Origin of the sequence: Moraxella catarrhalis (assembly GCF_001632285.1) — a bacterium.
GTDB classification, from domain to species: domain Bacteria; phylum Pseudomonadota; class Gammaproteobacteria; order Pseudomonadales; family Moraxellaceae; genus Moraxella; species Moraxella catarrhalis.
In genome coordinates this window covers 259,251-272,446 of sequence record NZ_LWAH01000013.1, presented here as the reverse complement: position 1 = coordinate 272,446, position 13,196 = coordinate 259,251, and the positions used below count along the sequence as shown (strand labels likewise).

The 13,196-nt window shown below is 41.3% G+C and carries 9 protein-coding genes; 2 read left to right on the top strand and 7 right to left on the bottom strand.

What is annotated here, in order from left to right; all coding sequences use genetic code 11:
• Positions 1-274: 274 nt before the first annotated feature.
• Positions 275-1,078 (bottom strand): DsbC family protein, encoded by an 804-nt coding sequence (locus A4U55_RS04385; protein ID WP_003659154.1) that lies wholly within the window; start codon positions 1,076-1,078, stop codon positions 275-277.
• 473 nt (positions 1,079-1,551) lie between these two features.
• On the opposite strand from A4U55_RS04385, the gene guaB reads away from it, so the two are divergent.
• Positions 1,552-3,024, top strand: a complete 1,473-nt coding sequence (gene guaB, locus A4U55_RS04380) for an IMP dehydrogenase (protein ID WP_003659156.1) — start codon at positions 1,552-1,554, stop codon at positions 3,022-3,024.
• A gap of 406 nt (positions 3,025-3,430) precedes the next feature.
• Positions 3,431-5,707: a TonB-dependent receptor domain-containing protein gene (locus tag A4U55_RS04375; RefSeq protein ID WP_003666427.1), complete on the top strand. Its 2,277-nt coding sequence runs from the start codon at positions 3,431-3,433 to the stop codon at positions 5,705-5,707.
• 135 nt (positions 5,708-5,842) lie between these two features.
• On the opposite strand, the gene A4U55_RS04370 is transcribed toward A4U55_RS04375, so the two are convergent.
• From A4U55_RS04370 to ileS, 6 genes are all read right to left on the bottom strand, one after another.
• Positions 5,843-6,412: a tetratricopeptide repeat protein gene (locus A4U55_RS04370; RefSeq protein WP_003659160.1), complete on the bottom strand. Its 570-nt coding sequence runs from the start codon at positions 6,410-6,412 to the stop codon at positions 5,843-5,845.
• A 287-nt stretch (positions 6,413-6,699) separates the two neighbouring features.
• Positions 6,700-7,314, bottom strand: a complete 615-nt coding sequence (gene metW / locus A4U55_RS04365; protein WP_003659165.1) for a methionine biosynthesis protein MetW — start codon at positions 7,312-7,314, stop codon at positions 6,700-6,702.
• Between the two features lie 54 nt (positions 7,315-7,368).
• The gene (gene metX / locus A4U55_RS04360; RefSeq protein ID WP_003660753.1) at positions 7,369-8,538 is read right to left on the bottom strand and encodes a homoserine O-succinyltransferase MetX; all 1,170 of its coding nucleotides are present in this window, start codon (positions 8,536-8,538) and stop codon (positions 7,369-7,371) included.
• Positions 8,539-8,655: 117 nt separating this feature from the next.
• Positions 8,656-9,153 carry an FKBP-type peptidyl-prolyl cis-trans isomerase gene (locus A4U55_RS04355; protein ID WP_003659168.1) on the bottom strand — a complete coding sequence of 166 codons (498 nt, stop codon included), beginning with the start codon at positions 9,151-9,153 and terminating at the stop codon, positions 8,656-8,658.
• A gap of 229 nt (positions 9,154-9,382) precedes the next feature.
• A complete protein-coding gene (gene lspA, locus A4U55_RS04350; protein WP_003659171.1) occupies positions 9,383-9,895 on the bottom strand; it encodes a signal peptidase II in 513 nt (170 codons plus the stop codon).
• Positions 9,888-13,115: an isoleucine--tRNA ligase, N-acetyltransferase domain-containing gene (gene ileS, locus A4U55_RS04345; protein ID WP_319822874.1), complete on the bottom strand. Its 3,228-nt coding sequence runs from the start codon at positions 13,113-13,115 to the stop codon at positions 9,888-9,890. Before ileS ends, lspA begins: the two co-directional genes overlap by 8 nt.
• Positions 13,116-13,196: the final 81 nt, after the last annotated feature.

Genomic DNA, 13,196 nt, shown 5'->3' with positions numbered 1-13,196 from the left:
ATTAAAATTATTCAAATTAAAAAATACCTTTTAACACCTTTGATAAATCTATAAATTGCCTAAGTTATCATAAGTTCGTGTTTTGTGCTAGGTTTTTTTTGGTGATTTAATTTTTACCCTTAGGTATTAGGGTGTACTTACCTGTGGTATTGACAACAAAAATAAAATTTAGTCGTTTTTCATCATAAATAATATTAAATTTTATTTTTATCAAAACTTAATAAAATATTATCAAGGGTAGGCACGCCCCAGCTTTTTTGATCAATCAGGACAGTTATCGTTGTTCAATGGCAGTATGGATGAGATCTTTGGCAGGCATATAGCCACCAATCTGCCTGCCAGATTCGGCAAAAACAGCAGGCGTGCCTGATACGCCCAAACTACGCCCTAATGCCAAATGTTCTTGAACAGGGTTTTTACAATGCTTGGCATGGACAGTTTGACCAAGCTTAGCTGCTGTTAAGGCTGCTTTTCGGTCTTGGCTGCACCAAATTGCTTCGGTGAGCGGTATGTCTTGTTCTGAGCGTGGCCACGCCAAATAACGCACCTCAATACCGCCAGCATTGAGCTGCTTGATATCCTTGTGTAGCATTCGGCAGTAGTGGCAAGTTGGGTCGCTAAAAACATAAATAGATGCTTTATGCTGACTGGTTGCAGGGTAAATAATCATATCATCAGTATTGGCTTTGGCTAAGGTTTCTTTGGCCAAAGATGACTGAATGTCAGCGGTAATATCTGTCGGATAATCACCACTTAATTTGACAATTTGCCCTTGAATTAAATATTCACCCGATTTATCTGTGAACATTGCAGGGGCATTTTCAAAGCTGACCCAATAGATATCAGGCATGGTTGTTGGCAGGGCATTTGTCACAGTGATATCAACCCCTGCTTGGGTCAAATTATCTTGGAGCGTCTTGACAAGCGTGGTATCGCTTTGAGAAGAAGTTTGGGTTGTTGGCTGGCTGGCATTAGAGGTATCTTTGGCATGAGAATTGCCAGAGCTGCAGGCGCTTAATAATAAAAAGCTTGCCATCAGTGTTGGCGGTAATAATCGGTGCATAAAAATTTGACGCATGGTTTTAACAGCCTAAAAGTGATAAAAATGGTGGTTTGAGAGTGTGGTATCAATGATTTATCAGTCATTGAGCGACTTGCCTTTGATGATTAAAATGGCTGTTGCATGAAGTTATGAAGTATTGACATCTTAATCATCATATCCCAAAAGTCATTGGCTTAACTAAAATAGATAATCTCAAAAAATTATACCAAAAAATGGCCATTGCTACCAAGATATTTCAAGATATTTGTTTAAATGACAGCGTTAATTTTTACTGTGGTTTGTTTTGGTTTTATCGCATTGGATTATTATTCATATTACATTTATAATAAATTGATAATAACTTAACTTATTTTATTTTAAATAATCGCATCATCTGACTTGCAAATTGTCATAATTATTTGATACAATACGGCGTTATTTCAAACCTGCCTTTGGTGTTTTATCACTCGATTTAAAGCCCAATTAGGCGCTCATACAGGAAATAACCTATGCTACGCATTGCCTATGATGCTTTGACATTTGATGATGTCTTGCTTTTGCCCGCCTATTCTGAAGTTCTCCCAAAACAAACTTCCCTAACCACTCGCTTAACCAAAGATATTACCATTAATTTGCCCATTATTTCTGCTGCCATGGATACCGTCACCGAATCAAAAATGGCAATTGCGATGGCTCAGCTAGGTGGCATGGGTATCATTCATAAAAATATGGATATCGCTCACCAAGCACGCCGTGTCCGCCATGTGAAAAAGTTTGAAGCAGGTACGGTGGCAGATCCGATTACTGTTACCGCCGATGCAACGGTTGGCGATTTGCTTGCCTTGACGCGTGAGCATAAAATCAGTGGCGTACCAGTCGTTGAAGCAGGCACTAATAAGGTTGTGGGTATTGTCACTCATCGTGATTTGCGTTTTGAGACCAATTTATCTCAGCCAGTCGCCAATGTGATGACCCCAAAAGATAAGCTTGTGACTGTTAAAGAAGGTGAAACCCAAGAGCGTATCAAAGAGCTGTTACATCGCCACCGTATTGAAAAAGTGGTGGTGATTGATGATGATTATCAGCTTAAGGGGTTGATTACCGTTAATGATTTTTCTAAAGCAGAAAATAACCCGAATGCCGCCAAAGACAGTAAAGGTCACCTGCTGGTTGGTGCGGCAGTTGGTACTGGTGCCGATACCCAAGCGCGTGTTGAAGCATTGATCGATGCACAAGCCGATGTGATTATCGTAGATACCGCACATGGTCATTCCAAGGGTGTGATCGATCGTGTGGCGTGGATTAAGAAAAACTACCCTAATATCCAAGTCATTGGGGGTAATATCGCAACAGGTGATGCTGCTTTGGCACTGTTAGATGTAGGGGCAGATGCTGTTAAAGTGGGTATTGGTCCTGGTTCTATTTGTACAACCCGTATTGTTGCAGGCATTGGCGTCCCGCAGATAAGTGCCATTGATAGTGTGGCAAGTGCGTTAAAAGATCGCATTCCTTTGATTGCCGATGGCGGTATTCGTTTTTCGGGTGATATCGCCAAAGCCATCGCAGCAGGCGCTTCATGTATTATGGTGGGTAGCTTGTTGGCAGGTACCGAAGAAGCACCTGGTGAGGTGGAATTATTCCAAGGTCGTTATTATAAGGCTTATCGTGGTATGGGTAGTTTGGGGGCAATGTCTGGTCAAAATGGCTCATCGGATCGTTATTTTCAAGATGCCAAAGATGGTGTTGAAAAACTGGTTCCAGAGGGTATCGAAGGCCGTGTTCCTTATAAAGGCCCTGTGGCAGGCATCATCGGTCAATTGGCAGGCGGTCTAAGATCATCCATGGGTTATACAGGTTGCCAGACCATCGAACAGATGCGTAAGAATACCAGCTTTGTCAAAGTGACTTCCGCAGGCATGAAGGAATCGCATGTACACGATGTACAGATTACCAAAGAAGCACCCAATTATCGCCAAAATTAACTCTATTAATAGCAAATACAAGCACTCATTAGATAGGGTGGGTGCTTTTTAGAGCATAAAAAATAAACTGACACATGATTTATTGTCATATTTTTAAAATGCTTTTAATTTAGATTTTTAATTTAGATAATGGCTAAAAATAACAGAATATTAATTTAAAGTTTTCAAAATCAAGCGATTAGATGAAATTATGAAAATAAATAACAATAATTCTGATTTATTTTAACCAATAATATCAATTATCATTTACAAGAAAAATTTTTTTTGATAAAATTCTTACTTGTACCTTGCTATTTTTTCTTATTTATCATTTTTGGCGGTATTTTCGTTGATTTTAGTAAGTAGATGAGCAAGGGATAATTTGACAAAAACAAATTTGATTTCAAGCCTCATAATCGGAGTTATTATGAATAAGTTTCAATTATTACCGCTGACATTGGCGGTGAGTGCCGCTTTTACAACCACTGCTTTTGCAGCTGTTAGCCAGCCTAAGGTTGTCTTGGCAGGCGATACAGTGGTCAGTGATCGCCAAGGTGCAAAAATTAAAACCAATGTTGTTACCTTACGAGAAAAAGACGAAAGCACGGCTACAGATTTGCGTGGTTTGTTACAAGATGAACCTGCCATCGGTTTTGGCGGTGGTAATGGTACTTCTCAATTTATCAGCATTCGTGGCATGGGTCATAATGCCATTGACCTAAAAATTGACAACGCTTATCAAGATGGTCAATTACACTACCACCAAGGTCGCTTTATGCTAGACCCCCAGATGGTCAAAGTCGTTTCGGTACAAAAAGGGGCGGGCTTTGCCAGTGCAGGCATTGGGGCAACCAATGGTGCGATTGTTACCAAAACCTTAGATGCTGATGAGCTTTTAAGAAACAGCGACAAAGATTATGGCTTTAAAGTTGGTGCAGGCTTATCAACCAACAAAGGTCATTCTTATCATGGCAGTGCCTTTGGTAAAGCACAGACAGGATTTGGTCAGGTAGATGCCCTTGTCTCTTATAATCAAGTAAATGACAGCGACTATAAAGGCGGTAAAGGGTACACCAATCTGTTGGGCAATGATGTGGTTACAAGAAGTGCCTTGGATAAATCCAGTTACCTTGTCAAGGCAGGGCTAACTGCTGGCGATCATCGATTTGTGGTCAGCCATCTAAATGAAGTTCATAAAGGCATTCGTGGCGTGCGTGAAGAGTTTGACTTCGCCAATCGTGCCTTGACGCTAGATATAGAAAAAGATAAGAAAAAACGTACTGACGAACAGCTTCAGGCAGAGTTAGATAACAAATATGCAGGCAAGGGTTACAAACTTGGCAGTAAAACACCAGATGGTAAAAAGTATAATGTGGTTGATGCCAATGGTAAATTGGTGGCTGATTTAGATAGGAACAACCCAACTCAGCGTGAAACCTACCAAAAGTTAACCAACCTTGAATGGACAGGTAAAAACCTTGGTTTTGCAAATGAAGTTACTGCCAATGTCTATAAGTTAGAACATGGACGCAACTCTTCTAGCGATCAAGGTAACACCTATATCACCAAAGATGTGCCCAAAGAGATAATAGATAATGTTGATACGCCATCAAACATGCATGTGGTAGCCAAAGGGGCAAATATTAACTTTGACACTGAGTTTAACCACGGTCTATTAAAAGGCTTTGGTGTTGACCATACTTTATTAAAATATGGCATCAACTATCGCCATCAAGAAGCCGTACCGCCCAGAAGTCTAAAACCTGGTGTGGTGCATCAAGAAAAAACCGATGCTGGTATTTATCTAGAAGCGATTAACCAAATTAATGACTTTACCATCAATACAGGCGTGCGTGTTGACCGTTTTGACTTTAAAGCCATGGACGGTAAAAAGGTTGGAAAAACCGACATCAACCCAAGCTTTGGGGTGATTTATGATGTCAATCCTAATCTTAGCGTCAGTGGTAACCTAATCTATGCCACTCGTAGCCCACGCTTTGCTGATGCCATCCTAAGCCGTGGTTATCGTGGTGGTGTGATCAGTATTGATGACAATGCAAAAGCAGAAAAAGCACGCAATACCGAGATCGGTTTTAACTATAATAATGGACCATATACCGCCTTTGGCAGCTATTTTTGGCAGCGTGTGGATAATGCCAGAGCCACCGCTGATGCAGTTCGTCATGGTACAACAGATGCTAATGGTAAGCCTATTAAAGTACCAACACTTGGTAACCAAGGTCATCAAACCAACCACGGTTATGAGCTGGGCGTAGGCTATACCGAAGGTGCGTGGCGTGCGCGTGCTGGCGTTGCTTACAGCAAACCAACCATGCACAATGTCAAATTTGACGGTAACCCTGAATATGCCGTGCGTACAGGTCGTACATGGACAGCAGATGTCGCCTATCGCCTGCCAAACCCAAGCGTAGAGCTTGGTGTGAGACACACCTTGGTTGAAGGGGTAGATGCCAAAGACACATCCATCATAAGTGGTGAAGTTAGCAAACTTAACCGTGAAGGCTATAATGTCAGTGACATCTATGCCAACTGGAAGCCTTATGGCAATGATAAGGTGAATGTAAACTTTGCGGTGAATAATGTCTTTAATAAAAACTATCGCCCACACACTCAGCGTGCTTCCATAGATACCTTACCTGGGGCAGGTCGTGATTTCCGTGTTGGCGTGAACTTCACTTACTAATACTTGCCGATTTATCGGTATAATACTGAACACTCAAGCACGCTTGGGTGTTCTTTTTATGGGTATGAGTGGATAAAAACGATAAAAAAAGCCAATCGTATCATATTGATTGGCTATAATGATAAAATTAAATCATTACTGATTTAAAAACCACGCATTGGCACTGCGTTTGGCAGATTCGATTTCACTGGAGGATAAATTCAGAGCAAGCTGGCTGACTTTAACCTTAGCACGATTGCGTACATTATCATCAAGCATACCCTCACGAGCGGATAAATCATACCATTTATAAGCATCAACCAAGCGTTGTTGCTGCTCATCAATCATTGCCAAAGCATAGCTGGCACGATTATCCCCCAAATTGGCTGCTTTCTCAAGCCAAGCTCGGCCTGTGGCTATATCGGCTCTAACACCTTCTCCACGCAAATACATGATGCCAAGATTGAGCTGAGCTGGAGCAATATTTTTTTCGGCGGCACGGGTATACCAATAAACAGCTTTTGAGGCGTCTTTGGTAACACCTTCTCCTTTTTGCAAGCGTTTGGCAAGAAAAAACTGGGCATGATAATCACCACGAGCGGCTTGATTGGTCAAGGTTGTGATATCGATTGTTTCAAAGCGAGTGTTAGCAATGGCGGATAGAGAATGACTGAAAGTGGCACTGCCCAATATGCTGGCAAATAAGGTGATTTTAAGCAGTTTCATGGCGATGTCCTTTGGTGTGTGAAAGCTTTGTAAAGTCTCCCAAAGTCATATGATGCTGACTGTCGGAAGTATTTACAGATAAAACCAAATAATACATCCATACCGTTCATATATGATATTCAATGATATTTATACGGTCTATGGCATGGCATATTATGAATGAATTCAACCACTTAGTATAATGTATTTATATCATCATATCAGTAAACAAAGGGTAACAGAAAGTTGCATAATATCATCAATTCATATCGCTAGGTGAATGTGCTTGCTCAACAGTCAGCGATACCTTAGTACTTGGCAATATGATAAACGGCAACATCTGCCAGCAGATTTGGAATACGCTTGACCATATGATTTAATAGCACTGGAGGTAATTTTGGATTTGGCTTATCGCTAATGGCAACTGTGTCTAGAATGCGAATGTTATTTTTATCGCACAATTGTTCAAAATCCTTAAAAGTACATAGATGAATATTGGGGGTATTATACCATTCATGGGGTAGAGTGTCTGATATCGGCATCATACCTTTGATGCCCAAATACATACGGTTTTGCCAATAGGCAAAATTTGGAAAAGTGACAATGCCTTCTTTGGCGACTCTGAGCATATCAATCAATAGCTGGTCTGGGGCCTTGACTGCTTGTAACGCACGAGCCATGACGACCGTATCAAAGCTATTATCAGCAAAGCGTGCCAAGCCATCATTGAGATTTTGTTCAATGATATTTAAACCTTTGGCAATGGCTTGATTGATTTTATATTCATCAATTTCAAGCCCATAACCTGTGACGCCTAAATGCTTTTGAAGATGTTCAAGCAGCGTTCCATCACCGCATCCTAAATCCAGTACACGACTATTAGGTTCTATCCATTGCTCAACAAGTTGGTGGTCAATACGCATAAAATACCCATATGGATTTGATGAAAATTTTTGCTAACATATTAAAATTATGCTTTATTTGGCCTGTAAAAAACCTTTGAGAGCATCACGATAACGAGGAATATCAAATAAAAAAGAATCATGACCATGCGGGGCATCGACATTTACAAAGCTAACTGGCTTGGTATTAGCCATTAAAGCATCGACCAACTCAACTGAGCGTTCGGGGCTAAATCGCCAGTCTGTGGTAAAAGATATTACCAAAAATTGGCAGCGTGTGCGAGACAAAGTCAGCTTTAGGGCATCTTCATCAGACAGACCATCAGGTGCATAGTCACGAGTCGGATCAAAATAATCTAATGCTTTGGTCATTAAAAGATAAGTATTGGCATCAAAGTTTTGGCTGAAGCGTTCACCTTGATAGCGTAAATAGCTTTCTACCTGAAACTCAACATCATAGCCATACATAAACCGACCAGATTTTAAATCTCGTCCAAATTTGGCTTTCATGGCATCTTCGGTAATATAAGTGATATGCCCAACCATACGAGCTAATATTAAACCACGCCGTGGATAAGTGCCATGCTCTAAATACCAGCCATCATGAAACTCAGGATCTGATAAGATTGACTGGCGAGCAACTTCATTAAAGGCAATATTTTGGGCGGATAATTTGGGCGTACTGGCGATAATCACACAGCGAGATAATCTATCAGGATAATCAACCGACCATTGCAGTGCCTGCATGCCGCCCATTGAGCCACCCACAATTGCATGCCATTTTTTGATTTCTAGGCGATCAGAGAGCATGACTTGGGTTTTAACCCAGTCTTTGATAGTAATCAAGGGAAAATCTGCACCATAGATTTTACCTGTTTTGGGATTGATGGTGGTAGGGCCTGTTGAACCGTGGCAAGAGCCAATATTATTTAAACAAACTACAAAAAATTTGCTGGTATCAATCGCTTTACCATTACCAATAAGATTATCCCACCAGCCAGCCTTGGTATCATCAGCAGAATGATAACCTGCAGCATGATGGCTGCCTGATAAGGCATGGCAAATTAAGATGGCATTAGATTTATCTGTATTGAGCGTACCATAAGTTTCAATGACAAGCTCAAAAGCAGGCAAAATCTGCTGGCATTCTAATGTTAAAGGCTCATCAAAAATAAGTGTCTGTGGCTGGACAATGCCAACGGAACTTGGATCAAGATACGGTGCTGTTTGTTCATAATCAGACACAACGGTTTCCTAATTTATTCAATGTATTTATGTACTTAATCTTGATTAACTGAAGTTAATTGACTGAATTTAGCTAAGCATTGATTTTATAATGATAACTTAACTAAATACCATCGCCTAACTAGACCTTAATTGAAAACCAACCTGATTGGGCGGGGTAACCTTAAAGATTTGCACTTTAAATAACACATCTTGACCTGCTAAAGGGTGATTAAAATCAACCAAAACCTCATCATCGGTTACCAAGCTTATGACACCAACCAGTGAATTTTGACCTTTATCGGCAAATTCCATCATCATACCAACCACAGGATTGGGTTCAGATAGGGCAAATTGTGTCCGAGTAAAAGTTTGGACATTTTCAGGATTCCATTGTCCAAAGGCATCATCAGCTGACAAGGTGGCGGTGCGTGTATCACCAGCTTTTAGGTTGATTAAGACTTTTTCAAATCCTGCCAATAAACTTTCATCGCCGATGGTAAGTGTGACAGGTTCTTGGCGATGAAAAGTTGAGTCAATCACCTCGCCGTTCATCAAACTGACCTCAAAATGTAAACTGACGGTGCTTTTATGGGTGATGCGAACTTCTTCACTGGGTAAAATGGGTGTATTCATGAGATGGTATTCAATTGGTGAATTGGATTTTGGGATGGATGGCAGTTTTTCGTAGTTATTTTAGCACAGTTAATCAGCAAAGGTACTTAAAACTTGAAAAATTTAAAACTTGAAAAATTGCGATTTGATTGGTGCTGGGTCTTTCAAGTCTTATGGCAAAATGGTCAAAAATCTGCTCATTTTGATTGAATGTTTTGACCATTTTGATGAGCGGTGGCTGATGGGTGGTTTAAACAGATCGCCGTTTTTTTTCTAAAAATAGCATATCATAAATAATCATTGCCATCCCAACACAAATACCAATATCTGCAATATTGAAAATCGGATAATGCCACACATCAGCATAATGCACATGGATGAAATCCACCACATGATTATGTAAAATACGGTCAATGACATTACCAATAGCACCACCTAATACCAAGGATAAGCCTAAGTTTAGGATGTTGGCGGTTTTTGGTGCTTTTTTTAGATAAATGATGATAAAGCCTGAGACGATCAAACCTAAAATAGCAAAAAACCATTTTTGCCAGCCATTTTGATCTGCCAAAAAACTAAACGCTGCACCATAATTATGCGCCAAAGTCCAGTTTAGGATGGGCGAAATGACCTCAACACTCTCACCAAGCTGAAAGGTGTTTTTAAAATAAAATTTGGTCATCTGGTCACTGACTAAGACCACAATAGCAATGAGATAATAGCCCATGACCTGCTTGGTATTTAAAAGCAAATGATTAGGCATACAAACGCATCTCCCCATCATCTAAATTCTGCACACAACGACCACAAATCTCAGGATGCTCGGCGTGTGTACCAACATCAGTACGAACATGCCAGCAGCGGACGCATTTTGTGCCATCAGCAGGCGTGATGGTTGTAGACAGCGTATCACCAGATTTCACGGTTGCATCAGAGGTGATGAATACAAAGCGTAGTTCATCACCAAACTTATTTAAGATATCAGTGATATCTTGTGGAGCGGTAATGGTAACTTTGGCGGTCAGATTACTGCTGACAATTTTATTACTGCGTGCTTGCTCGATGGACTTATTCACCGTATCTTTGATTAAGGCAACTTTATCCCAATCTTCGTGACTGATATCATTCATCTGAAAGTCTGGTAACTGGTACCATTCAGCGGTAAAAATATAGCCTTGTGTATCTTTTAAAACCTGCCAAGCTTCTTGGGCAGTAAATGATAAAACAGGGGCAATCCAACGCAATAAAGCATGGGCAATGTGATATAAAGTCGTTTGAGCTGAACGCCGTGGCAGACCATCTGCCTTAGTGGTATAAGTGCGGTCTTTGATAATATCAAGATAAAACCCGCCCAAGTCTTGGGAACAAAATCCCATAACCGTTTGGCAAACTTGATGAAAATCCATGCTATGATAAGCTTGGATAATCTCTTGTTGGATATGTTTGGTGCGATATAAGATATATTTATCCAAACTGATGAGTTTATCTGTTGATACCATATCGGTTTTGGGGTCAAAGTCGTCCGTATTGGCAAGTAAAAAGCGAATGGTATTACGAATGCGGCGATACATATCGGTTGTACGGTCAAAGCCTTCTTTAGATACAGCCATCTCGTAGCGATAATCTGACGAACCTACCCACAGACGCAAAATATCCACACCCATTTTATTGGCAATATCTGATGGTTCAAAACCTTTGGTATTGCCTTTGGATTTGGATAATTTATGGCCTTTGGCATCAACAGTAAAGCCATGCGTTAAAACTTGTTTATAAGGTGGGCGACCATAAATAGATTCACTGACCAGTAACGATGACTGAAACCAGCCACGATGCTGATCTGAGCCTTCTAAATATAAATCAGCAGGGTTGGATAGCTCTTTGCGGTGATTTAGGACAGCAAAATTGGTTGCACCTGAATCAAACCACACATCCAGTGTGTCGGTTACTTTGTAATACTCACCGCTCTCATCACCCAAAAAGTCGCTAATGTCAGCATCAAACCATGCTTCAATACCGCCTTTTTCAATGATTTGGGCGGCTTTTTCAATAAGCTCGGAGGTGCGTGGGTGCAATTGGTCTGTTTCTTTGTGGATAAAAAAGGTAATCGGCACACCCCATGTGCGTTGGCGTGAGATACACCAGTCAGGGCGACCATCAATCATGGCTTCAATGCGGTTTTGACCCCATGCTGGTGTCCATGTGATATTTTTAATATCGTTTAGGGCTTTTTGGCGAAGTCCGTTTTGTTCCATGCTGATGAACCACTGGGGCGTGGCACGAAAAATAATGGGGGTTTTGTGTCGCCAGCAGTGTGGATAACTGTGGCGGATTTTTTTGTGGTCAAGCAAGTGTCCGCTTGACCCCAAAGTCTCGATAATCTTAGGCTGCGCTTTGTAGATGTGTTCACCCACAAAAACCTTGGCATTGTCCAAATACACGCCTGCATCACTGACGGGGTTTTCAACAGGTAAATTGTATTTGTTGCCCACAATATAGTCGTCCACACCATGAGCAGGAGCGGTATGCACCAACCCTGTACCACTGTCAGCGGTAACATGCTCGCCTGTGATGATGGGTACTTGGCGTTCGCTGATAAGGGGGTGTTGGGCGTTTAAGACGGTCAAATCCGCCCCTTTGATGGTTGTGATTGTCTCAACATCATCAAGTGCCACATTTTTGCTAAAATCCGCCACCAAATCATTTGCTACGATAAAATGGGTGGTGTGATTGATGGTGCTTGGGTTTGTGATGGTATAGACCCACATTTTACCAAAGTCATTTTCTACATCTTTTTGATAAACTGCCCCCAATTTTTCTACCGCTTTTTTGGAGCGGTCATTGCCTTCATGTATCTGAAAACAGACGGCATTTCTGTATTTAAAGGCGTGGTTTAATAAGGTGTGTTTAATCTCATCATTTACCCCTTTGCCCCAAAATTCGGGTGTGATGAAGGTAAAACCAATACCGATGGTATCATCTTTGGCATTGTCATGACAAAAACGGGTTGTGCCGATGATATTGCCAGTTCGCTTATCAATAATGGCATAGGCTTTATCTTTCACTGCTTGTTCAAAAAATGGTTCAAACACCTCTGGCAGGTGTCGTTTGGTTGGCATAAATTGCCAAATGGCAGGGTCGGATGCACACGCTTGTAGTGCCTGCTTATCGGCTTTGGTTAGGGTTCTTAGGGTAAAATTTTTACTGTCAATTTGGCTTGGCAGTGCAAAGATGGGGGTTTTTTTGCCCTTAATGACGACATAATCAAAATCGCCATGTACCGAGATTGCTTGGTTGGCAGGCAGTGTCCATGGGGTTGTTGTCCAAATGACGGCTTGAAGCGTGCCACTGATATTGGCGATGATGGGTAGGTTTTCACGATTGACAATATCAAAGCCAACATAGATGGCATCTGAGGTTTTGTCTTGGTATTCAACCTCCGCCTCAGCTAAGGCAGAACCACAATCTAAGCACCAGTTGACAGGTTTCATGCCACGCACGATATGACCGTTGTCATAAATCTTTCCCAATGCTCGCACGATATTGGCTTCTTGTTGGTAATTCATGGTCAAATAAGGATTGTCCCAATCGCCAAGCACACCCAAGCGTTTAAAATCTGCCATTTGTAGTTGCACCTGACTTTTGGCATACTCTCGGCACGCTTCACGAAACTTTGTTGCATTGACCTTTTGTCCGACTTTACCAATTTTTTGCTCTACTTTTTGCTCAATGGGCAGACCATGGCAGTCCCAACCAGGGATATAAGGGGCGTCATAACCATCCAAGGTTTTATACTTGATGATAATATCTTTTAGGACTTTATTAACCACATGGCCTAAGTGAATTTGCCCATTAGCATAAGGGGGGCCGTCATGTAGAATATAGGTTTTGCGGCCTTGGCGAGCCTGACGAATTTGCCCATAAACATCGTCTTTTTCCCATTGTTCCAACCAAAGTGGCTCACGCTTAGCAAGGTCTCCTCGCATGGCAAAAGTGGTATCGGCAAGATTTAGGGTGTTCTTGTAGTCGGTGATTTGGTCGGTCATAACTGGCTCGTAAAAATAAAG

Excerpts from the sequence above, each read along its gene's own strand:
- guaB (WP_003659156.1), top strand. The coding sequence starts at position 1,552 with ATGCTACGCATTGCCTATGATGCTTTGACATTTGATGATGTCTTGCTT.
- A4U55_RS04370 (WP_003659160.1), bottom strand. The coding sequence starts at position 6,412 with ATGAAACTGCTTAAAATCACCTTATTTGCCAGCATATTGGGCAGTGCC.
- ileS (WP_319822874.1), bottom strand. The coding sequence starts at position 13,115 with ATGCGAGGAGACCTTGCTAAGCGTGAGCCACTTTGGTTGGAACAATGG.
- metW (WP_003659165.1), bottom strand. The coding sequence starts at position 7,314 with ATGCGTATTGACCACCAACTTGTTGAGCAATGGATAGAACCTAATAGT.
- A4U55_RS04375 (WP_003666427.1), top strand. The coding sequence starts at position 3,431 with ATGAATAAGTTTCAATTATTACCGCTGACATTGGCGGTGAGTGCCGCT.
- lspA (WP_003659171.1), bottom strand. The coding sequence starts at position 9,895 with ATGCCTAATCATTTGCTTTTAAATACCAAGCAGGTCATGGGCTATTAT.
- A4U55_RS04385 (WP_003659154.1), bottom strand. The coding sequence starts at position 1,078 with ATGCGTCAAATTTTTATGCACCGATTATTACCGCCAACACTGATGGCA.
- A4U55_RS04355 (WP_003659168.1), bottom strand. The coding sequence starts at position 9,153 with ATGAATACACCCATTTTACCCAGTGAAGAAGTTCGCATCACCCATAAA.